General features: G+C 58.1%; 22 protein-coding genes. 5 read left to right on the top strand and 17 right to left on the bottom strand.

The genetic code is table 11. The features are described 5' to 3' along the window. The 3 genes from ACR0AP_RS18880 to ACR0AP_RS18870 form a co-directional block, all read right to left on the bottom strand. On the bottom strand, nucleotides 1–459 hold the full coding sequence (locus ACR0AP_RS18880) for a FixH family protein (protein ID WP_209507766.1): 459 nt from the start codon (nucleotides 457–459) through the stop codon (nucleotides 1–3). 2 nt (nucleotides 460–461) lie between these two features. Beyond that, nucleotides 462–1,889: a cytochrome c oxidase accessory protein CcoG gene (ccoG, locus tag ACR0AP_RS18875; RefSeq protein WP_480484692.1), complete on the bottom strand. Its 1,428-nt coding sequence runs from the start codon at nucleotides 1,887–1,889 to the stop codon at nucleotides 462–464. Between the two features lie 102 nt (nucleotides 1,890–1,991). Further along, a complete protein-coding gene (locus ACR0AP_RS18870) occupies nucleotides 1,992–2,867 on the bottom strand; it encodes a LysR family transcriptional regulator (RefSeq protein ID WP_480488892.1) in 876 nt (291 codons plus the stop codon). A 100-nt stretch (nucleotides 2,868–2,967) separates the two neighbouring features. On the opposite strand from ACR0AP_RS18870, the gene ACR0AP_RS18865 reads away from it, so the two are divergent. Then, complete coding sequence (locus ACR0AP_RS18865; protein ID WP_480488890.1) at nucleotides 2,968–3,126, top strand: hypothetical protein; 159 nt, start codon at nucleotides 2,968–2,970, stop codon at nucleotides 3,124–3,126. A 152-nt stretch (nucleotides 3,127–3,278) separates the two neighbouring features. On the opposite strand, the gene ccoP is transcribed toward ACR0AP_RS18865, so the two are convergent. From ccoP to ccoN, 4 genes are read right to left on the bottom strand one after another with little or no spacing between them, the layout of a single operon-like run. After that, nucleotides 3,279–4,142 (bottom strand): cytochrome-c oxidase, cbb3-type subunit III, encoded by an 864-nt coding sequence (gene ccoP / locus ACR0AP_RS18860; protein ID WP_480488888.1) that lies wholly within the window; start codon nucleotides 4,140–4,142, stop codon nucleotides 3,279–3,281. Beyond that, the gene (locus ACR0AP_RS18855) at nucleotides 4,139–4,324 is read right to left on the bottom strand and encodes a cbb3-type cytochrome c oxidase subunit 3 (RefSeq protein WP_209507756.1); all 186 of its coding nucleotides are present in this window, start codon (nucleotides 4,322–4,324) and stop codon (nucleotides 4,139–4,141) included. The genes ccoP and ACR0AP_RS18855 overlap by 4 nt, the downstream gene beginning before the upstream one ends. A gap of 12 nt (nucleotides 4,325–4,336) precedes the next feature. Then, nucleotides 4,337–5,065, bottom strand: a complete 729-nt coding sequence (ccoO, locus tag ACR0AP_RS18850; protein ID WP_209507754.1) for a cytochrome-c oxidase, cbb3-type subunit II — start codon at nucleotides 5,063–5,065, stop codon at nucleotides 4,337–4,339. A 16-nt stretch (nucleotides 5,066–5,081) separates the two neighbouring features. Then, the gene (ccoN, locus tag ACR0AP_RS18845) at nucleotides 5,082–6,689 is read right to left on the bottom strand and encodes a cytochrome-c oxidase, cbb3-type subunit I (RefSeq protein ID WP_480508578.1); all 1,608 of its coding nucleotides are present in this window, start codon (nucleotides 6,687–6,689) and stop codon (nucleotides 5,082–5,084) included. Nucleotides 6,690–6,890: 201 nt separating this feature from the next. On the opposite strand from ccoN, the gene ACR0AP_RS18840 reads away from it, so the two are divergent. Beyond that, nucleotides 6,891–7,730: a universal stress protein gene (locus ACR0AP_RS18840; protein ID WP_480508576.1), complete on the top strand. Its 840-nt coding sequence runs from the start codon at nucleotides 6,891–6,893 to the stop codon at nucleotides 7,728–7,730. Nucleotides 7,731–7,770: 40 nt separating this feature from the next. Here the strand turns inward: ACR0AP_RS18840 and ACR0AP_RS18835 are convergent, their stop codons facing one another. Then, nucleotides 7,771–8,025: a GlsB/YeaQ/YmgE family stress response membrane protein gene (locus ACR0AP_RS18835; RefSeq protein WP_267363530.1), complete on the bottom strand. Its 255-nt coding sequence runs from the start codon at nucleotides 8,023–8,025 to the stop codon at nucleotides 7,771–7,773. A gap of 73 nt (nucleotides 8,026–8,098) precedes the next feature. Then, entirely contained in the window at nucleotides 8,099–8,842 is a 744-nt protein-coding gene (gene fnrL / locus ACR0AP_RS18830) for a transcriptional regulator FnrL (protein ID WP_480508574.1), read from the bottom strand. A 61-nt stretch (nucleotides 8,843–8,903) separates the two neighbouring features. Between fnrL and hemN the strand changes: the two genes are divergently transcribed. Next, complete coding sequence (gene hemN, locus ACR0AP_RS18825; protein ID WP_209598280.1) at nucleotides 8,904–10,259, top strand: oxygen-independent coproporphyrinogen III oxidase; 1,356 nt, start codon at nucleotides 8,904–8,906, stop codon at nucleotides 10,257–10,259. Nucleotides 10,260–10,472: 213 nt separating this feature from the next. Next, a complete protein-coding gene (locus ACR0AP_RS18820; RefSeq protein ID WP_480508572.1) occupies nucleotides 10,473–12,401 on the top strand; it encodes an elongation factor G in 1,929 nt (642 codons plus the stop codon). A gap of 253 nt (nucleotides 12,402–12,654) precedes the next feature. Here the strand turns inward: ACR0AP_RS18820 and ACR0AP_RS18815 are convergent, their stop codons facing one another. The 5 genes from ACR0AP_RS18815 to ACR0AP_RS18795 form a co-directional block, all read right to left on the bottom strand. After that, the gene (locus tag ACR0AP_RS18815) at nucleotides 12,655–14,232 is read right to left on the bottom strand and encodes an ABC transporter ATP-binding protein (protein ID WP_480508570.1); all 1,578 of its coding nucleotides are present in this window, start codon (nucleotides 14,230–14,232) and stop codon (nucleotides 12,655–12,657) included. Beyond that, entirely contained in the window at nucleotides 14,229–15,335 is a 1,107-nt protein-coding gene (locus tag ACR0AP_RS18810; RefSeq protein WP_267363535.1) for an ABC transporter permease, read from the bottom strand. Before ACR0AP_RS18810 ends, ACR0AP_RS18815 begins: the two co-directional genes overlap by 4 nt. Beyond that, a complete protein-coding gene (locus ACR0AP_RS18805) occupies nucleotides 15,336–16,430 on the bottom strand; it encodes a microcin C ABC transporter permease YejB (protein ID WP_480508568.1) in 1,095 nt (364 codons plus the stop codon). Between the two features lies 1 nt (nucleotide 16,431). Next, a complete protein-coding gene (locus tag ACR0AP_RS18800; protein WP_480508566.1) occupies nucleotides 16,432–18,336 on the bottom strand; it encodes an extracellular solute-binding protein in 1,905 nt (634 codons plus the stop codon). Between the two features lie 170 nt (nucleotides 18,337–18,506). Further along, the gene (locus ACR0AP_RS18795; RefSeq protein ID WP_267363544.1) at nucleotides 18,507–19,019 is read right to left on the bottom strand and encodes a c-type cytochrome; all 513 of its coding nucleotides are present in this window, start codon (nucleotides 19,017–19,019) and stop codon (nucleotides 18,507–18,509) included. Nucleotides 19,020–19,139: 120 nt separating this feature from the next. Here ACR0AP_RS18795 and ACR0AP_RS18790 point away from each other — a divergent pair, with 120 nt between their 5' ends. After that, on the top strand, nucleotides 19,140–19,973 hold the full coding sequence (locus tag ACR0AP_RS18790; RefSeq protein ID WP_209507731.1) for a prephenate dehydratase: 834 nt from the start codon (nucleotides 19,140–19,142) through the stop codon (nucleotides 19,971–19,973). Between the two features lie 4 nt (nucleotides 19,974–19,977). Here ACR0AP_RS18790 and ACR0AP_RS18785 read toward each other — a convergent pair whose 3' ends face one another. From ACR0AP_RS18785 to nudC, 3 genes are all read right to left on the bottom strand, one after another. After that, nucleotides 19,978–20,502 carry a chloramphenicol phosphotransferase CPT family protein gene (locus ACR0AP_RS18785; RefSeq protein WP_480508597.1) on the bottom strand — a complete coding sequence of 175 codons (525 nt, stop codon included), beginning with the start codon at nucleotides 20,500–20,502 and terminating at the stop codon, nucleotides 19,978–19,980. 66 nt (nucleotides 20,503–20,568) lie between these two features. Next, on the bottom strand, nucleotides 20,569–21,036 hold the full coding sequence (locus tag ACR0AP_RS18780; protein WP_480508564.1) for an SRPBCC family protein: 468 nt from the start codon (nucleotides 21,034–21,036) through the stop codon (nucleotides 20,569–20,571). Nucleotides 21,037–21,074: 38 nt separating this feature from the next. Beyond that, on the bottom strand, nucleotides 21,075–22,058 hold the full coding sequence (gene nudC, locus ACR0AP_RS18775; protein WP_480508562.1) for an NAD(+) diphosphatase: 984 nt from the start codon (nucleotides 22,056–22,058) through the stop codon (nucleotides 21,075–21,077). Between the last annotated feature and the right edge of the window lie 121 nt (nucleotides 22,059–22,179).

Here is a 22,179-nt window from a genome sequence, read left to right as displayed (position 1 = left end):
CTACCCTTTCACGTACAGCGGAACGCGCTGCGAAAACTCGGCACCACTGCCGTCACGCGCGACCAACCGGATGTTCCAGTTGCCCTTGCCCAGCGTGGCAGGTGTGGCATAGGCCGCTCCGTCAAAGGTGAAATCCGGTGCAAAATCGTCCCGCACATGGGTTGCGCGGCCAACCACCGCCTGCAACTCGCTGACCTGAACCGGTGCACCGGTCGCGTCCGTAATATGCAGGATCAGAAGGCCACCTTTGGTTTCTGCCCGAACCGTCCAGCCCAATGCCTGCTGCTCTTTCAGGCGATCGTTGAACTCTTGGCTGGCAACGTAGGAATTCTTGACCTCCAGCCCGGGAAACGTTTTCACCGCATTATAAGCCAGCACAAGGTTCACCGCGATGATCACGCCAAAGGCACCGACAAACACCGCCAGAGCGTGCTTTCCGGTGAATTTACGTTCGGCCATGATCAGTTCCCCCGTCCGTTGAACGTGGTGTCTTTGTAAGCGCGTTCGCCGCTGCTGAGGTCTTCGACCCAGATCCGCACTGGTGTCGCTTCTGCTGCCGCCGGACCGCTGTCGCGGGATGCCACAATGTATACACGGGTCAATTGTGCCGTATCCGCCGTGACATTCACAGTATCGATCTTGGTTCCCTCAATTTCCAGTCGCATCGACGGATCGCCCGCCAGAGACAACTTGAACAGGCGGTCCTCGCCGTGCTTGTTGCGCAGTCTGACATCATAGGTGTTCCGAATGGTGCCGTCTGACAGGGTGACAAAGGTCGGGTTGCGCACGGGCGCTACGGTCAGATCGATGTCAGAGCGAATGAACAGGGCGAACAGCAGCGCAAACCCCACCAGTGACCACAACGAGGTGTACAGGATCGTGCGGGGCCGGAAGATGTGTTTCCAGACATTCTTGGGCGGTTGGCCTGAGCGTTCGCGCGGCTCGTCGCTGAGCGCCATATAGTCGATCAGCCCGCGCGGTTTGCCGATCTTGGCCATCATGTCATCACACGCGTCGATACACAGGGCACAGGTGATACATTCAAGCTGCTGACCATCCCGGATATCGATCCCAACAGGGCAGACATTCACGCAGGCCATGCAGTCGATGCAATCCCCCAACTCGGAATCGGCTGTTCGCTTGCCTTTGCCGCGCGGCTCGCCGCGCCATTCGCGGTATCCCACGACCAGCGTGTCTTCATCCATCATCGCGGCCTGAATGCGCGGCCAAGGACACGCGTAGATACAAATCTGTTCGCGGGCGAACCCGCCAAAAAAGAAGGTCGTGCCGGTCAGAACCAGCATCGTCGTGTAAGCGACGGGATGCGCGTTACCCGTCACAAGATCGCGGAGCAGCGTCGGCGCATCCGCAAAATAAAACACCCAGGCACCGCCGGTGGCCAGACCGATCAGGAACCAGGTTACCCATTTCGTCACCCGGAGCCGTGCCTTGCGGAAATCCAGCTTCTCCTGACGATGCAGGCGCAGACGGGCGTTCCTGTCACCTTCGATCCAGCGCTCGACCAGAATGAAAAGGTCAGTCCAGACCGTTTGCGGGCAGGCATACCCGCACCAGACCCGCCCCAGCGCAGAAGTAAACAGAAACAGACCCAGCCCCGCCATGATCAGCAGGCCCGCCACGAAATAGAACTCGTGCGGCCAGATTTCGATCCAGAAGAAATAGAAGCGCCGGTTTGCCAGATCCAGCAGCACGGCCTGATCCGGCAGGCTGGGGCCACGATCCCATCTGATCCAGGGCGTAACGTAGTAAATGCCCAGTGTCACGATGAGGATGATCCATTTCAGGTTTCGAAATGGCCCGGAAACGCGTCTCGGAAAGATCGGTTCTCGTGCGGCGTATAGGCTGGGGGTGGGGTTGGAATCGCTCACAGGCTGGCTCCGGTACTGGCTCTTCTGAGTGTGTGTTCTTCCAGATCACGTGCATAGCAACTTTGACATGGGTCAAAACGCGCATCGTACAGACACCTTTTATCACATTTCCCGAGCCTGACGCCTCAACCACGTCACAAATGTCCTGACTGCGGGTCTAAGTGCCGAATTTGGCGTCACAATATGGTAACCGCGCGTATCCGGCTCTGCATAAAGCTCGACAATACGACCGGCCTTGATGTCCGGCTCGACGAAATGTCGCACTGTGACAGTGACCCCCTGCCCGGCCCTCAGTCCGTCCAGTACCAGGTTTCCCGGCAACTCGGTGCGCCCGGCGCCGCGTTCGGGACCAGCACCGTGTTCGGCCAGCCAGGTCGTCGCCTCGGTGGTTCCGATTTCCTCAAGCCAGGGCAGCCGGGCCAGCTCGGTCGGAGTCCATGATGTCTTTTCCCCCAGCAGTTTCGGGGCGGCGACGATGACCACGGGCGACTGCAACAGCATTTCAGATTGCACACCGGTCCAACCGCCGGGGCCGTACCGAATGGCAATATCGATCCCACCCGGTCGCAGTTCGACAATTTCCGCGGTGGGATCAAGGATCAGGTTCACCTCGGGGTGGGTATCGCGAAAGGCCGGTAGGCGCGGCATCAGCCATGAGGCTGCAAAAGAGGATGTCAGCGACACGTGGACCGGGCGATCCTGACCAGACCGCGCCAAATCCCCCACTGCCGCCTCGATCGCGCCAAACCCCAGTTGCAGGGCTCGGGCCAGGTGTTCACCATCGGCGGTCAGGGTCAGGGCTTTGCCGGTTCGATCCAGCAAGGCAGCACCCAGATGCTTCTCAAGTACGCGCAACTGTTGGCTAATCGCCGCATGGCTTACGTTTAGCGCAGCCCCAGCTTCGACCACATTGCGCTTCTCAGAAAATGCCGCAAACGCCCTCAGCGCGGCCAACGGGGGAAGCGACAACCAATTCATATGTAACCCTGACTTACACCATGGAATGGTATTTGAGTCGCATTCAGCACCTCAAAGGTCAATCTTTATTGCAGAGATACCCATGCAGAGGAGACCAACCATGCTGACTGTTTTTGCCAGATCTTTCATGACCGCAACCCGGATCAATGCACCGCATATTCGCGATGCGCCAAAGCCGGGTCGCCACAAACGCCGTTGGCTGCCGGAAGGTCATTGGTGGATTAAAAACCCGCGCGAGGTGGATCCGAGCAACTTTTGACGCAGGGAACAGTAAACCTGAATCTGGACCACAGGTTTAAGTGGCCTTATTGTTGGAAAAAAGCACCGGCTGTTCAGGAAACGCGCGAACAGATGGAACAGCCGGTGCCCCAGCCTTCGGGCGGCGAACCGCCCGAAGGTGTTCTTTATATTTTACTGACCGCCGCCCAACTGGTGGACATAGGCAGATACGGCGCGAATCTGCGCCTCGGTCAGGCGGGTATCCCAGTTCGGCATGACACCAAAGCGGCTGTAAGTTACGGTTTCCGTCAGCGTTTCTTCGCTGCCACCGTAAAGCCAGATCGCGTCAGTCAGGTTCGGCGCACCCTGGAAGATATCACCTGTGCCATCCTCGCCGTGGCAGGCCGCACAGTTGTCTTCGAAGACAACTTTACCTGCCTGCGCCGCCGCATCGTCGGTCTGGGCATTGCTCAGCGACATGACGTACTGAACCACCTGCGTGATTTCGTCGTGTTCGAGGATTTCGCCAAATGCCGGCATCTCGGAATAGCGCGCATCGTCGCTTTCTTCGTTCCGGACACCGTAGCTGACGGTGTAGACGATATCGTCCAGCGTTCCGCCCCACAGCCAGGCATCATCCAGCAGGTTCGGGAAACCCGGCGCACCCTGCGCACCCGAACCATGGCATTGTGCGCACCAGGTCCGGAACACCGCACCGCCCGAGTTCACGGCATATTGCTGAAGCTCTGCATCCTTGGCGATATCTTCCAGCGAAGTTTCCACCAGCTTGGCGTTCCAAGGCGCGTTTGCCTCTTCGAAGGCAACCATGTCCTGCTGTACGTTTTCACGGGTTGACCATCCCAGCACACCGGCTGTCGCGCCATGGACCAGGGGCCAGGCCGGAAACATGATCGTATAGATCACGCCCCAGAAGATGGTGGCGTAGAAAGTCCATAGCCACCAGCGCGGCATGGGGTTGTCGAATTCCTCGATCCCGTCCCAGCTGTGCCCGGTTGTATTAGGATCGCCCGGCTGTTTATCAGGTGTCTTGCTCATTGCCGCGCCTCCTTGGGTGTGGCGGGTTTGTCTTGATGCCGGAAGGGGATGTTGGCGGTGTCCTTGTATTCCTTGCTGGCACCGGGGCGGAAAACCCAGATCACGATGCCAACGAAGAAGGCAAACAACACAAGCAGCATCCAGCTATCCGCGAACTGTCGAAGCAGTGTGTATTCTTCCATCACACCCTCCTGTTAACGGCTTGCATCCGGGGTAAAGGTCGAGAAATCGACCAGCGTACCCAGCATCTGCAAATAGGCGATCAGCGCATCGGCTTCGGTCAGTTCAGGCTGACCATCGAAGTTGCGCACGTTGACCTTGTCACCGTACCGCTCGAGCAGACCGTCGTAGTCACTGTCAGGATCGGCCTGCGCGCTGAAATCGGCAACCGCGTTTTCCAGCATCTCCTCGGTATATGGGGTGCCGACAACCGCATTGGTCGCCATGATGTCACCGATATACTTGCCGTCGATCTTGCGATGTTCGAGGAAGCCGTATTTCGGCATCACCGATTCAGGCACCACAGACTGAGGGTCGCGCAGGTGGTCCATCTGCCACTGATCCGAATAGCGGCCACCGACACGCGCCAGATCAGGCCCGGTACGCTTTGATCCCCACTGGAACGGGTGGTCATACATCGATTCAGCCGCCAGCGAGTAGTGGCCATAGCGCTCGACCTCGTCCCGCATCGGGCGGATCATCTGGCTGTGACAGACATAGCAGCCTTCGCGGATGTAGATCTCACGCCCTGCCATTTCGAGAGGGGTGTAAGGGCGCATGCCCTCCACCTTCTCGATGGTGTTCTCAAGATAGAACAGCGGGGTGATCTGCACCAGGCCACCGATGGTCACGACCAGAAAGCTGAAGATCAGCAGGAGGGTCGCGTTGGTCTCGAGGATCTTATGTTTGTCGAGAATTGCCATTGCTCCGGCCCTCCCTCTATTCAGCCGGGACCGCGACGGTCAGGCTGGCCTCTTTGGCCGGCGCTTTCCGCACAGTCATCCACAGGTTGTAGCACATGATCACGGCGCCAGCGACGAACATCACGCCACCCAGAGCACGCACCACATACATCGGGAACTTGGCGGCCACGGTGTCAGCGAACGAGTTCACCAGGAAGCCGTTTGCATCCACTTCACGCCACATCAGGCCTTCCATGATACCGGTGACCCACATCGACGCGGCATAAAGCACGATGCCGATCGTGGCGAGCCAGAAGTGCCAGCTGACCATTTGCAGCGAGTACAGACGCTCGCGCTTCCACAGGACAGGCACCAGGAAGTACAGCGCGCCAAAGGTAATCATGCCGTTCCAGCCCAGCGCGCCCGAATGCACGTGACCAATGGTCCAGTCGGTGTAGTGGCTGAGGCTGTTCACAGCACGGATCGACATCATCGGACCTTCAAAGGTGGACATGCCGTAGAAGCCGACCGAGATGACCATCATGCGGATGATCGGATCGGTGCGCAGCTTGTCCCAGGCCCCCGACAGGGTCATCAGACCGTTGATCATACCACCCCAGGACGGCATCCACAGGATCACCGAGAACACCATGCCCAGCGTCGACGCCCAGTCAGGCAGCGCGGTATAGTGCAGGTGGTGTGGACCGGCCCAGATATACAGGAAGATCAGCGCCCAGAAGTGGATGATCGACAGCTTGTAGGAAAACACCGGACGTTCGGCCTGTTTCGGGATGAAATAGTACATCATGCCCAGGAAACCCGCGGTCAGGAAGAAGCCCACAGCGTTGTGGCCATACCACCACTGGATCATGGCATCCTGCACGCCTGACCAGACGATGACCGATTTCGAACCCCAGATGCTGACCGGGATGGTCATGTTGTTGACCAGATGCAGCATGGCGACGGTGACGATAAAGGCCAGATAGAACCAGTTGGCCACATAGATGTGGGGTTCTTTCCGCTTGATGATCGTACCCAGGTAGACAGCCAGATAGGCGACCCAGACAATGGTCAGCCACAGATCGACATACCATTCAGGTTCGGCATATTCCTTGGACTGCGTTCCGCCCAGCACATAGCCGGTCGCGGCCAGCACGATGAACAGCTGATAGCCCCAGAACACGAACCACGCGAGGTTGCCGCCCCAAAGCCGCGCCGCGCTGGTACGCTGAACCACGTAGAACGAGGTTGCGATCAGTGCGTTGCCGCCAAAGGCAAAAATGACTGCCGAGGTGTGCAACGGACGCAGACGACCAAAGTTCAGATAACCCTGCGCCCATTCGAAGTTCAGCACCGGAAACGCCAGCTGAAACGCGATAAAGGTCCCTGCAAGGAACCCGATCACGCCCCAAAAGGCGGTTGCGATCACGCCATAGCGGATCACGCCATCCATGTATTCGCCCGAGCGGTCGATCTGAATATCTGGCTCGTCAGTGTTTCGAAGCGTCCAGATGAACAGGCCACCGGCGATGAGCATCACCAGCAGCGCATGTACCTGATACGCCAAATCGCGTGCATAATTGGTTCCGATCGCTGCAAACAGCGCGATCAGACCAAGCACGATCAGCTTGATGTAATTCGACATATTGCGTCCCTTTGCCATGCTCCGCACGTTTTTGATTCTTGTGACGCGCGAAACCCATTTGACTGGCTGCCGTTCTGAAGCACGGCCACCTTCATTGCTTTGATCTGTATCAAGACAGTCCAGCGTTTTCTATGACACGCATGGTAGTAGAAAAGGGCTAACAGGTCACATGAGACCAATTGCCCGAAACATGAGGTCAAAATGGCGTACAAATCTCTTCTCACAGTCATGACCGAAACGCAGACTGCACAGGCTGCTTTGGCGCAGATTGTGGCCCTGGCTGAGGCTCAGGATGCCCATGCCGAAGTCCTGTGTCTGGGCGTCGATCGCAGTCAGACAGGTTACTATTATGCGGGTGCCAATGCTTTGATCGTTCAGGAAACGCTGAACCGGGCCAATGCCGAGGCAAAGGATTTGCTGGCCTTTGCCAATGACTATCTCGGCAAATCCGGTGTGCGTTGGTCCGCCGAACACGGCGTTGCACAAATTGCCGATATCGGGCGCCACGTCGCGCACCGGGCCCGGTTTTCCGACCTTGTGATCCTGCCACATCCGTATGGTGAAGGTCGCGGGGCCGAGGCCGAACCCATTATCGAAGCGGCCATGTTCGAAGGACATTGCCCGGTTCTTGTAGTTCCCGACAGCGGCGCGCCGTTGAAAGCCCCGGGCAACATCATGATCGCCTGGAACGAAAGCGTCGAGGCCATGTGCGCCATCCGGCGGGCCCTGCCCTTCCTCAAACAGGCCGAGATCGTCCGTATTGTAGTCATCGACCCGCCACAGCATGGGCCGGACCGGTCAGACCCGGGTGGGATGCTGTCCCAGATGCTGGCCCGCCATGGTGTCAAATGCGAGATCGACGTGCTCAGCAAAACCATGACCCGCGTCTCGGATATCCTTAATCGCCACGCGACGGATACCGAATCGGACATGATCGTGATGGGTGCTTATGGTCATTCCCGCTTTCGCGAAGCCATTCTGGGCGGGGCGACCCGGAACATGCTGGAACAATCCTCGGTTCCGGTGTTTCTGGCGCACTGATCCAATCAAGTTAAAAAGCCGCCTCGACAGGCGGCTTTTTTCACCCCCGGCGGATGAGGCCGATCAGGAACAACAGGATCACGGCCCCAATTGTCGCGAAAAAGATCGACGACAACAGGCCCCCGCCAACAGAAAATCCTAGCGCCGGAAAGATCATGCCCGACAGGAACGCACCGACGATGCCGACGATAATGTTGCCGATCAGGCCGAACCCACGGCCCTCCATGATCTTTCCCGACAGCCATCCGGCGATTGCGCCAATGAACAGCATTGCCAACAGACTGCTGAACCCCATGCCACACTCCTATGTTAGTTCGTGAACCGACCGGATGGTCGCGGTAAGCGAGTTCTGCCGAGCGAAAGACCGGTCAGACCAGAAACCCGCCATCGGAATCGTCGCCTGCTTCTTCCATGAGCCGCCCAAGATCGGGGATGGTCACGTGACGTTTGCCTTCCAGCAAGATCACACCTTCCTTTTTCAGAGCTGAAATCTGACGGCTGACCGTCTCAAGCGTAAGTCCCAGATAATCCGCCATGGCTTCTCGGGTCAGGGGCAGATCGAACACGATCTGTCCCGACAGGCCCTTTTGGCCAATCGACGCATCCCGCCGGGCAATGATCGAAATCAGACTGGCAATCTTTTCGCGCGCTGTCTTGCGACCCAGAACCAGCATCCATTCGCGGGCGGCATCAAGCTCGTCCAATGTCATCTGTAGCAAGCGATGCGCGATGTGTGGCGTTTCGTCCATCAGCTCTTCGAATGGTTTCTTGCGGAAACAGCACATCACGACATCTGTTGTCGCCTGTACATCATAAGGTGCAACGTCGCGCCCCGGTCGACCGACGAAATCGCTGGGCAGAAGCAGACCGACCATCTGGGTGCGACCGTCTTCCATGGTTTGCGTCAGCGATGCGATTCCCGATACGACCGAGCCGACGAAATTCATCTGGTCACCCGACCAGATGATGGTCTGACCCGCTTCGAAACTGCGGTAATATTTAATGCCGTCAAGCGCTTCCAGCTCGTCCGCGTCACAGCGGGCGCAGACCGCGCGATGTCGTATCGGGCAGTCTTCGCAATTGGAGTGATCAAACTGTGCTTTAATTGTCATCTGCGTTTCCACTTGATCTCCGTCAAAGCACCTAAGTCGCCTGCCCCCTAAGGGTATCGTCATGATAGTGAAACCACAATTGGCAAAGCTTGGACTTTTTGACGCGAAAGTACCGCGTTACACAAGCTATCCCACAGCGCCCCATTTCAACAATGACGTGGGGGCGGACATGTTTGGCGACTGGATTTCGGGAATCAAACCCGGCAGCGCCATATCCCTTTATATCCACGTCCCGTTTTGCCGCAGGCTGTGCTGGTTTTGCGCCTGCAGAACGCAAGGCACACAAACCGACAATCCGGTGATTGCCTATGTGGATGTTCTGAAAGCCGAGCTGGACCTGCTGGCGGCGCGCCTGCCCGCGGGTGTGGTGCTGTCGCGCCTGCACTGGGGCGGCGGTACGCCGACGTTGCTGAACGCCCAGCTGATGCGCGATCTGGCACAGCACATTCTGGGGATCGTCCCCATGGGGCCGGATGCCGAATTCTCGGTTGAAATCGATCCGAACGAGATTGACGAGGCGCGTCTGGATGCGCTGGCAGAGGCGGGCATGAACCGTGCCTCGATCGGGGTGCAGGATTTCGACGATGAAATCCAGAAAACCATCGGCCGCATTCAAAGCTACGATACCACGCGCGACGCTATCGACATGATCCGCGCACGTGGCATTGCCAGCCTGAACGCGGACATCCTTTACGGGCTGCCACACCAGACAAAGGCCCGGATGACGGAAAGCGTGCAGAAGCTTCTGTCGCTCAGCCCGGATCGCGTGGCGCTTTATGGGTATGCCCATGTTCCGTGGATGGCCAAACGGCAGCAGCTGATCCCGTCGGACGCACTGCCAACGCCCGAACAACGGCTGGAACTGTTCGACACTGCCCGCCGCCTGTTCCTGTGGGACAACTACGCCGAGATCGGCATCGACCATTTTGCCACGCAGGATGACGGGCTGACCCATGCCCTGCGCGCGGGTCGTCTGAAGCGGAACTTCCAGGGTTATACCGACGACCTGGCCGATGTTCTGATCGGTGTCGGGGCCAGCTCGATCTCGCGCTTTCCACAAGGCTATGCGCAGAATGCCCCGGCTACGTCTGCTCATACCAAGGCCATTCGCAACGGGCAGTTTTCGACATCCCGCGGGCACCTGTTCAAAGGTCAGGATATTCTGCGCGCCCGTCTGATCGAAGCGCTGATGTGCGATTTCCGGATCGATTCGGCTGAAATCCTGCGCGATCACGATATCTCGGTCGCAGCGCTGAACGACATGTATCGCGCTGCCAACGCCTCATTCGACGGGCTGCTGCAAATCAGCGACGAGGGGCTGTTTATCCCCCCCGAGGCGCGCGCGCTGACCCGGATGGTTGCCCGCAGCTTTGACGCATACGACCTCAGCAAAGCCGGGCACAGCTCGGCGATCTGACCTCTCTTTTTGCGGGCAACATTCAGCCCGGAAAGCACAAAACACATCGGGGGCTTGACGCACGCCTGCGGTTTTTCCCACACTCAAGCTGTGGGGTGATGTTTCGCCCTGCGGCCTGAGGCGGGCAAATTACAGACAGTCCTAGCTGACGCGACTGCGTCGGATGGCCCTTTTCGTGCAGCCATTCTGCAACCTGAAAGAGGGACAACACTCATGCGCGTATTCACCGTCCTCGGGCCCAGCCAGTCGGGCAAATCTACCCTGGTCGAGGCCATCAGCCGCCTCGACGGGCGCCCGACCACATTCGATGTTTCCGGAACCGTGCACTTGCACGGTTTTTCTTACCTGGACGAGCCCTGGTGCGCGATCGACGTGGATGGGGGTGGCGATTCCCTCGCTTATGTCGGCCCTGCCATGGCAATCTCGGATGCTGCCGTTATCGTGGTACCACCCGATCCAAATGCCGCCGTGCTGTGCGCGCCCTATCTTCGGCTGGTGGAAGAGGCGGCCATTCCCTGTTTTCTTTTCATCAACCGCATGGATAACCCCAATGGCCGCATCCGCGACATCATCGCGGCGCTGCAAACCTATTGCACGCACCACATCGCCCTGCGTCAGGTTCCGATCCGCGAGGGCGACACGATCATCGGCGCGGTCGATCTGATCTCGGAACGGGCGTGGAAATATCAGGAGGGCCAGCCGTCGGCCCTGATTGAGCTACCCAAATCTGTCGAGGATCGCGAGCAGGAAGCCCGGACCGAGTTGCTTGAGACGCTTTCCGATTTCGATGATCACCTGCTGGAACAATTGATTGAAGACAAACAGCCCCCAAGCGATGAGGTTTATGAGCTGGCCGCGCAAGTTCTGCAGAATCATCAGTTGATCCCCGCCTGTCTGGGCGCCGCAAGCCACGGCAACGGGCTGACGCGCCTGATGAAAGCGCTGCGTCATGAGGCCCCCGAGTTTGATATCGCCGCCGGACGGGACGAGGCCGCCGAAAGCGCCCGTGCCATCGCGGGCTTTGCGGATGTCAAAAAGCATATCGGAAAGATCATCGTTCTGCGCGGCCTTGGGGACGGGGTAAAAGCGCATGAGGCGTTGGGCGGTGAAACGGTCGGCAACCTGACAACTCTGGACGCCAAGACCCAGATCGCCACGCTGGAGGCCGGGCAGATCGGACTGGCAGTCAAATCCGATCACCTCAACCCCGGATACATTTATGACAGTTCTTCTGCGACGGAACTGCCGGAATGGGCGTCTTCTCATCCGGTTGCGCATCGTCAGGTCGTCTCGCCCGCGCATGAGCGGGACGATGTGCGCCTGTCAAACGCCCTGAGCCGTCTGGCCGAAATCGATCCGGGCCTGCACCTGCAACAGGATGAGATGAGCGGCCATTCGATCCTTGGCTCGCAAGGTCCGCAGCATATGCGCCGCGTGACCGCCAAGCTGGCCGAGGATTTCGGGATCGAGATCGAGGCGGAACAGGTGGAAACCGCCTATCGCGAAACCATTCGCACAACGGTTGAGCATCGCCATCGCCATCGCAAACAGTCCGGCGGTGCAGGGCAATTTGCAGATGTGGTGATTTCGGTTGCGCCATTGCCGCGCGGATCGGGGTTCCAGTTCGATGAGGTGGTCAAGGGCGGTGCCGTTCCCAAGAACTACATCCCGTCTGTGGAACACGGAGCCAAGGACGCATTGGAACAAGGCCCCGAAGGCTTTCCCGTAGTTGATGTCAAAGTGACCCTGAGCGATGGCAAACACCACAATGTGGACAGTTCGGATTATGCCTTCCGGACCGCAGGAAAGAACGCGGTGCGCGAGGCATTGCCACAAGCCAAACCTGTCGTCCTGCAACCAATCCTGAGCGCCGAGATACACTTGCCCTCGGCTTTTGTGGGCGATCTTGTGCCAACGATCAGCACCCTTCAGGGGCAGGTTCTGGGATTTGAGGGCAACCCGAATGCGACGGGCTGGGAGATATTCAACGCCCAGTTGCCCGCCGTTGCCGAGGACGAACTGCACCGCACCCTTGCCAGTGCCACGCGCGGGACCGGGTGGGTCAAGCTTAGCTTTGATCACTACGAGGAACTGCGCGGGCCTGTGCCGAAAGCGGCGACCAAAGAAAAGGCAAGCGCTTAACTTGCCCACGTTTACTCAGTCGGTGTTGAGACTGTCGAAGGCACAAGTGCCTTCGACCCTATCTCTGTACAGTCACCACTTGGACTTGAGCCATTCCCAAAGCGACGCGCCAAACAAAACCGCGAAAACTGCGAGACCTAGACCAACTTGAGCTTTGAAAGAGGTTCGGAACTCTTGGCTGCTGAATGCAACTAAGCAAGAAATCCCGACGAAGAATGCCTTACCGACGTAGTCATTTCTTTGTTTTTTCATGCTATCCCGCCGCTGCAATCAGCTCGCGGGTATAGTCGGTCTGGGCGTTTTCGAACAAATCCTCTGCCGCGCCCATTTCGACCACATCGCCGTTTCGCATGACGATCACGTTGTGCGACATGGCACGGACCACTTTCAGGTCATGGCTGATGAACAGATAGGCCAGCCCGTATTTCTGTTGCAGATTGCGCAGCAGATCGACGATCTGAACCTGAACGGTCATATCCAGCGCGCTGGTTGGCTCGTCCAAGACCAGCAGTTTGGGCCGCAGAACCATCGCGCGGGCAATGGCGATGCGCTGACGCTGACCGCCGGAAAACTCGTGCGGGTATCGATCCATCGTTGCCGGATCAAGCCCCACTTCGGTCATCACCTCGGCCACAAGTTCGCGTGGCGCGCGGTCCGGGTCGACTTTGTGAATGGCCAGACCTTCCGCAATGATCTGCTGACAGGTCATCCGCGGGCTGAGGCTGCCAAACGGGTCCTGAAACACGATCTGCATGTCCTTGCGCAACCGGCGCAGTTCCCGCGTGGACCATTTGCGCACGTCCTGATCGCGAAAGGTGATGCCACCCTCGGACGCAATCAGCCGCATTATGGCCAGTGCCAGTGTGGTCTTGCCCGACCCGCTTTCGCCAACAATCCCCAACGTCTCACCCGCGCGCACGCTGAGGGTCGCGTCGTTCACCGCTTTCACATATCCAACCGTACGCTTCAGAAACCCGCGCTGGATCGGGAACCAGACCTTAAGGTGGTCGGTGCGTGCGACCTCTTCCGCATCTGTGGCAACGGGTTCAGGCTGACCCGACGGTTCTGCCGCCAGTAGTTTGCGGGTATAGGGGTGCTGCGGGTTTTCGAATATCTCGGCCGTCACGCCGGTCTCGACAATCTCGCCGTCTTTCATCACACAGACCCGGTCGGCGATGCGGCGCACGATGCCCAGATCATGAGTGATAAACAGCATCCCCATGTTTTCCGATTTCTGCAATTCAGCCAGCAGCTCGAGGATCTGCGCCTGAATGGTCACATCCAGTGCCGTTGTCGGCTCATCCGCGATCAGGATGTCCGGTTTGTTGGCAAGGGCCATGGCGATCATCACCCGCTGCCGCTGACCGCCCGACAACTGATGCGGATAGCTGTCCAGCCGGTCTTGAGGATCGCGGATACCGACCTTGGTCAGCAATTCGACAATCCTGTCCCGTGCCACATCACCAGCCACACCCTGATGCAGGGCCAGCGATTCAGCCATCTGTTTCTGGATCGTGTGCAAAGGGTTCAGCGATGTCATCGGCTCTTGAAAGATAAAGCTGATGTCGTTGCCCCGCACATCCATCAGACGTTGTTCCGAGGCGCCAATCATCTCTTGCCCGTCATAGGTGACCGAGCCTTCGACCAACGCGCTGTCGCCCAGCAGGGAAACGGTCGATAACGCCGTCACGGATTTTCCTGATCCGGATTCACCCACCAGCGCGACGGTTTCCCCGCGGTCCACGGTGAAGGACACGCCTTTGACCGCCGCGTTGATCTGCCCATCCTGACGGAACGAGACCTTGAGGTTTTTCACATCCAGCAAGCTCATGAGAAGGTCTTTCTGGGATCAAACGCATCGCGCACGCCTTCGAATATGAAGACCAGCAGCGACAGCATGATGGCAAAGGTGAAGAAGGCGGTGAAGGCCAGCCATGGGGCCTGCAGGTTCTGCTTGGCCTGCAAGGTCAGCTCTCCCAGCGAGGGGGCCGAGGATGGCAGGCCAAAGCCCAGATAATCCAGCGAAGCCAGCCCGCCGATGGTTCCGGTGACGATGAACGGCATGAAGGTCAGCGTGGCCACCATCGCATTGGGCAGCATATGGCGGAACATGATCGTCATGTTGCCCACGCCCAGCGCCCGCGCGGCGCGCACATATTCAAGGTTCCGCGCCCGCAGGAACTCGGCGCGCACCACACCAACCAGCCCGGTCCAGCTGAACAGGATCATCAGCGCGACCAGCAACCAGAAACTTCGCCCCAGCACCGCAAACATGATGATGATGACATAAAGCGACGGGGTTGCGGACCAAATCTCGATGATCCGCTGAAAGATCAGGTCCAGCCACCCACCAAAGAACCCTTGTATGGCGCCCGCGAAAATCCCGATAAGGCTTGCCGCGCCCGTCACAAGCAGAGTGAACAGGATCGAAAGGCGAAAGCCGTAAATCACGCGGGCCAGCACATCGCGCTTGGTATCATCGGTACCCAGCAGGTTCTGGCCGTTGGGCGGCAGGGGCGCCGCGCCGGGCCGGTCCACCGAGGTATTGAAGGAATAAGGGATCAACGGCCAGAGCGACCAGCCGCGTTCAAAACCCTCGGCCTGGAATGTACCGGCGTCGATCTGTTCGATGATGCCTTCGGGATCATCGAAACAGTCTTCCAATCCACCGCTGTCGATCAGGCACTGAACCTCGGGGTCGCGATAGATCGCTTCGGTCTGGAAATCACCGCCAAATTCGGTTTCGGCATAGAAGTTGAAAACCGGCGTAAAGTACTCTCCCCGATACTTTACAAGGATGGGTTTGTCGTTGGCGATGAACTCGGCAAACAACGACAGGCCGAACAATACCGCGAAGATGATCAGCGACCAGAAGGCCCGTCTGTTGCGGCGGAAGTTGCTCCAGCGGCGCTGGTTTAGCGGGGACAAAGCCATTTACCCCTCCCGCTTTTCGAAATCGATGCGCGGGTCGACCAGCACATACATCAGGTCGCTGATGATGCCAACGACCAGCCCCATCAGACCGAAGATGAACAGCGTGCCGAAGATCACCGGGTAATCGCGGGCCACGGCGGCCTCGAACCCCAATCGGCCCAGACCATCCAGCGAGAAGATCGTCTCGATGATGATCGACCCGCCAAAAAACACCCCGATGAACACGGCCGGGAACCCTGCAATCACGATCAGCATCGCGTTGCGGAAGACATGACCATAGAGAACCTTGCGCTCGCTCAGCCCTTTGGCACGGGCGGTCATGACATATTGTTTCTTGATCTCATCCAGAAACGAGTTCTTGGTCAGCAGGGTCAGTGTCGCAAAGGCCGAGATTGTCAGCGCAATCGTCGGCAGTGCTATGTGCCAGAAATAATCCGTCATCTTGCCAAAGAAACTCAGGCTATCCCAATTGTCCGACGTCAGGCCGCGCAGCGGGAAGATTTGCCAGTATGACCCGCCAGCAAAAAGCACCAGCAGCAGGATCGCAAACAGAAAGCCCGGAATGGCATAGGCCACAATAATCGCCCCGCTTGTCCAGGTATCGAATTGCGATCCATCCTTGACCGCCTTTCGAATACCCAGCGGGATCGAGACCAGATAGGCAATCAGGGTCGACCACAGCCCCAGCGAGATCGAGACCGGCATCTTTTCCAGCACCAGGTCGATCACACTGATCGAGCGGAAATAACTCTCGCCGAAATCAAACGTCAGATAGTTGCCCATCATGATCACGAACCGTTCAAGCGGGGGCTTGTCGAAGCCGAATTCTTTTTCAAGTTCGGCAATAAACTCGGGCGGAAGGCCGCGTGCGCCGACATATTTGTCGTCGAAGACACCGCCCGCCGGTTCGGAACCCGCTCCGGCGTCGCCCCCACCGGCGAACCCGGCGAACACGTCACCCTGACCTTCGATTTGCGCGATGATCTGTTCGACCGGCCCGCCAGGTACGAACTGGACCAGCGTGAAGTTGACGATCATGATACCCAGAAGGGTCGGAATGATCAGCAATAAGCGTCTTAGTATATAGGCGCCCATGTTATCGCAGCGCGCCTTTCGCTTTCAACGCAGCCTGTTTTTCCGGATTGATCCACCACAGATCAAGATAACCCAGCGAATAGGGCGGCAGGTTTTCCGGGTATTCGTACATATCGTAATATGCTGTCCAGTATTCTGCGATGTATCCCACGGGGATTACGAAAAACTCGTACCGCAAGGCGCGATCCAAAGCCATCAACGCCGTGTCCTGATCGGCCTGATTGTCAGTCTCAAAGGACGCTTCGATGATTGCGTCGACCAAGGGACTGGCCAGACCTGCCGGATTGAACAGGCTAAAGGCCGCTTCTTCCGATCCGTACATCTGGCTCAGACCGCCCCCGGTAGACAAGAACGATCCGTAGCGCGTGGAATAGACCATGTCATAATCCCGCTCGCGGCTGCGCAACGTGTATTGCGCCGGATCCACTTTCTCGGTCGAGGCATCCACCCCGATGGATTGCAGGTTCTGGACATAGGTTTCGATCATCGTTGCAGTCGAGGTCGGCAGGTTTGAAGGATATGGAATATTCACCTTCAAAGTCTGCCCTTCGGCATTGCGACGAATATTGCCTTCACCGACGGACCAACCTGCCTCGTCCAGCATGTTGGCAGCTTTGCGCAGGTTTTTTCGGTCATTCAGGCGTGCAGGGTTTGATTCGTGCGCCACAACAGCGGGTTCCGTCAGGACATCTTCGGGAACGACGTCGCCAAGCGCCTGCAGGAACGCCAGCTCCGCCCCTTCGGGCAGGCCTTGCGCCTCGATCGGGGTTCCTTGCGTGAAAGAATCCCGCGGCGTGTTCAGGCCGAACAACAATGACTCGTTCGTCCATTCGAAATTGAAGGCCAGGGCCAGGGCCTTGCGAACATTCTTGTCGGCAAATTGCGGCTTTCCAAGGTTGAAGACAAAGCCCGAAGGTGTCGGCGGGCTGCCATCCGCGATCTCATCCCGAATAACTGTGCCTTCATCCAGCTTTGGGAAATCATACCCGGTCGCCCAAAGCTTGGGATCACTTTCGATCCGGAATGTGTATTCACCCGCCTTGAAACCCTCGAAAGCCGCCGTTTGATCGGCGAAATACTCAACCCGGATTGTATCAAAGTTGTTGCGCCCGACATTGAAAGGCAGGTCCTTGCCCCAATAATCGTCCCGGCGTTTGTAAACGATGCGGCGATTGATGTCGTAGCTGTCGAGCTTGTAGGGGCCAGAGCCCACCGCCACTTCCAGCCGCGGTTCATCCAATCGCCGTGTCTCATCCGCCTCGAACCATGCTTTTGAGAAAACAGGAGTTGAGCCGACGGTTTCGATCAGGCTGCGGCGCGTGACTTCGGGATTGAAGGTAAATTTTACGGTATGGTCATCCAACGCCTCGGCTCCTGTCACCATACGGCCAACGGCCTGCGCATAAGACGGCAGGCCCTGTTCGATGAACAAACGGTGGCTGTAGACAACATCTTCCGCCGTGACCGGCGTGCCATCCCAAAAAGTTGCTTCGGGGCGCAAATGGAAAATGACGTAATTGCGCCCTTCGTCATATTCCAGACTTTCCGCAACTACACCGTAATACTGCCCGACACTGTCTTCGGCACTTTCAAACAGGCGATCATATTGCAATGTGGTCAGCGCACCGGCGCGCCCCTTTCGCGAATAGGGGTTGAGGGAATCGAACGTTCCAGAGGCTGCCAGCGAAAGCTCGCCACCCTTGGGGGCGTCGGGATTCACATAATTCAGATGCGCATAATCCGCCGGGTAATCCAGATTTCCGAAATACGAATACCCGTGGCTGCGGGTGACCCCCTCATCCAGTGCCTGTGCTGTATGCGGAACAATCAGCGCGGCACAGAGCCCCACAATGCCAACCCATGGCCTTACCTTAGGATCACGTGCAGCAGGCATCAGGGATATCATGTGGCTCATCCTCTCGGTCATTGTCACCGTCAATGTCGTTACCGCTAGCTAAAGTGCCAGCACGTGCAGATTCAAGTTTAGAATGCGTGAGCACTTTGTGAAGGTTTCTTCAGACAAAAAAGCCGCTGCGTTGCGGCAGCGGCTTTGAATGGTTCTGATCGGTCAGGCAATCAGTTGCCGATTGTCTGCAGATAGGCAATCACGTCAGCGCGATCTTGCGGCTTTTTCAGGCCGGCAAAGCTCATCGATGTGCCCGAGATATAATTGCCGGGCTTGGTCAGGAAGGCATCCAGTGCTTCAGGTGTCCAGTTGCCACCATGCGCCTGCATACCGGCCGAGTACCCCGTGAAGCCGTTGGCGGAGGCGACCGGGCGATTAACCACACCGTACAGGTAGGGGCCGGTGCCGTTTGCGCCGTCTTCCAGCTTGTGGCACGCGGTGCATTTGCGGAACACTTTTGCGCCGCTCTCGACGTCTGCGGCGGCCAGCAGGTCTTCAAAGACCACTTCTTCGCCGTTCGCGCTTTCGCCCGAGCTTTCGGTTTCGATAATGTAGGCGGCCTCAGCCGAGCCATGGCCACCGGAAGAATAGAGGACATCCGCCCCCCACTTGGCCAGAAGCAGCACCAGGAATGTGCCGAACAGGCCTGCGGCGGCCTTGGTTACTGTCATCGTGTCGAACATTGATCGCGAGTCCATTTCAGCTGTCTGGGCAGCTGTCTAAGGCTTCCCCTTGCGAGAGGCAAGGTATAGACACCGCGACGAAACGACCAAATCGCGAACTTGTTGCATGGAATCGACCAAATGACCAATCGCATTGCTTTTCAGGGGGAACCCGGCGCCTACAGTCACGAGGCTTGCCGCAACGCTCGGCCAGATATGGAAGCCCTGCCCTGCCGCACCTTCGAGGATGTGATCGAATCGGTCCGCTCAGGCGATGCGGATCTGGCAATGCTTCCGGTCGAGAACACGACCTATGGGCGGGTGGCCGATATTCACCGGCTGTTACCCCACAGCGGGCTGCATATCATCGATGAGGCCTTTGTCCGGGTTCATATCAACCTTCTTGCCGTGCCGGGTGCAAAACTGGAAGACATAACCGAGGCGCATTCGCATCTGGTACTGCTGCCGCAATGTGCGGGTTTCCTGAAGGAACACGGCATTCGCGGCCGCGTCAGCCCCGATAACGCCCGCGCCGCCCGCGAAGTGGCCGAGGAAGGCAATCCGCATTCAGCCGCGCTGGCCAGCGAGCTGGCCGGTGAGATCTATAACCTGAACGTTCTGGCCCGCCATATCGAGGATAATGACGACAACACGACCCGCTTTCTTGTCATGTCGCGCGAAACGGATTTGTCCCGCCGGGGCGATCATGGGATGATCACCAGCTTTGTGTTTCAGGTCCGCAACATCCCTGCTGCGCTTTACAAAGCGATGGGCGGGTTTGCCACCAATGGGATCAACATGACCAAGCTGGAAAGCTATATGGTCGACGGCTCCTTTACCGCGACGCAGTTTTACGCGGATATCGTCGGGCATCCCGAAGACCGCAACGTGCAGCTGGCCATGGACGAGCTTGAGCATTTCACGACCAATGTCGAAGTTCTGGGCGTCTATCCGGCAGCACATCCGCGCGGCTGACGCGTCACGCGAAAAGCGGGCTGAATTCCGATTGGCGCAGGTCATTGCGCCATGCTTGAAGAATTGCCTGCACGTTGGCTTCGATGCCGTCCGTCGAATCAATCTCGATATCGTAAACTCTGCCAGCGTGGATCATGGATTGGTCACGTTGGGCGCTTCCCACCGGACGGTTGCCGCGCAATCGTTCGCGCGCGTTCAACTCGGGAACCGGGCAATGGACAGCTACGAAAAGAACATCGAACGGACGGAAGAGGTCGCGCAAATCTTTGGCCCACCCCGGCGTATCCAGAATATGTTCCAAAATCAGATTGTTGCCCGAGGCCGCATAAGCAGCCAGCGACTGATGAAACCCATCAAAGACAGCCGATCTGTCGTCGGTCCAATCGAACTCGTCACGGCGATAGCGTTCAAGCGGCAGAACACCAGAATCGCGCAGGTGATCGATCGAAATATGCCAGAACGGCTTCTCTGTCTTCAGCTGCAATGCCTGTGCGATCGTCGATTTTCCACTGCTTGATGCGCCGTGCAGAAAATAATGTGCGACATCCGAGGTTTCATTCCCAAGCCTTGCCCCAATCAGCCCGGCAGACGCCGTTCACGCCCCATGCAGGTGCCTCTGCTCCAACTCGCGTGCGAATTCGCTGAGACGCACCTGAAACTGCTTGCGAAATCTGGATTGCCCCAGTTTCATGGATTGCAACAGCAACCGTGCCGGCAGGGACTTGGCGGCGAGTGACATTTCAACGCTCAGGCGAGTCCGGCGCGGGGACAGGGCCAGAAAATCCACGGTCGTGAACCCGGTAATGCCCTTGCTGGCAGCGTCAAATCGCATTTGCGAAGGCCTGTCGAAATCCGTCATCACCACCGACATCTGACGCGGCTTTCCGCGCAGCTTGAACTCCGTATTCCATTCGGTTCCGGCCGTCACCGCTGTGCCACCGCCCAAACGGCGCACATCGATGCCACGGCGCATTGCCATACGCTCGAATCGTTCAAAATCCGACACCATGTCGAATACCGATTGGATGGGGGCCTCGATATCTTCTCGCGCTGAAAACTGCATAATGACCTTTGCTGTTTTATTGCTGAGCCAATGTTTCCTCAGTCCAGAGTATCTGCAAGCCAGTTCTGAAGCAGAAAATGAGCGATAGCCCCCTTGCGAGCCGGCAACAACCGGGGATGATCACCGGCAAAGGCCTGCATCATTTCGGGTTTGCTGACCCACATCGCCTCTTCTATTTCGACCGGGTCGATCACGATGTCGCGTGACAGCGCCTCACCTGCACATCCAAACATCAATGACGCCGGAAATGGCCAGGGCTGACTGGACAGGTACGAAACCGCACCCACCGGCACGCCCGCCTCTTCCATCACTTCGCGGCGCACTGCTGCCTCAAGTGTTTCGCCGGGCTCAACAAATCCCGCCAACAAGGAAAACATCCCATCAGGCCAACCCGGAGACCGGCCCATCAGCACGCTGTCTCCATGCGTGATCAACATGATCACAACCGGATCGGTGCGCGGAAAGTGCTGCCCGCCACAGGACGGGCAACTGCGCTGCCATCCCCCCTGCGACACCTCGCTGGCGGCACCACATCGGGCGCAATAGCGATGTGTTTCATGCCACCCGATTATTGCCTTAGACGTGGCCGCCAGTTCCGCGTCGCGTGCCGACAGCCGTGTCATGATCCGGCGCAGCTCGGCAAACACGTGGCCTTGCGGTAACTCCGGGTGCTGTTGTTCGGACTTGTCCACGAACGCGCCCAGACCTGTTAGATCCAGCCCCTCGGCTGTCCATGCGGAAATATCAACGGCAAACACGGGGGAACTGTCAGCGCACAGACCCAAAAACACCGGGGATTCAATGACGCCGCCGGGACCATTGCTAATCAGCGGGTGCGTCATCGGGATCATCGCAAGCTGGTCCAGCCCCTCACCCTGTACCAGCAGCTTTCCGCGCCATAGCAAGACACACTGCGCGGCCGGGTTGTGCATCGCCTCGGCCAGCTTGTTCGCATCTCCGCGATACTGCGCCGCCCGATCAAGGCCCGACCCCCCGAAGGTTACCTGCTCTGCGTTTTTCATTGGATTTCCTTTTGGTCTTGCGCACAGGGCTGCCACGTCTCGGCCTGTGTTGCAATGGCTATTCAGGGGCAGAAAATCCGCCAGCCTGCCGCCGAAAAGCCGCATGGTGGCCTCGGAAAAA

Source organism: Ruegeria sp. AF7, assembly GCF_056541885.1.
This window is presented reverse-complemented; position numbering and strand designations above follow the sequence as displayed.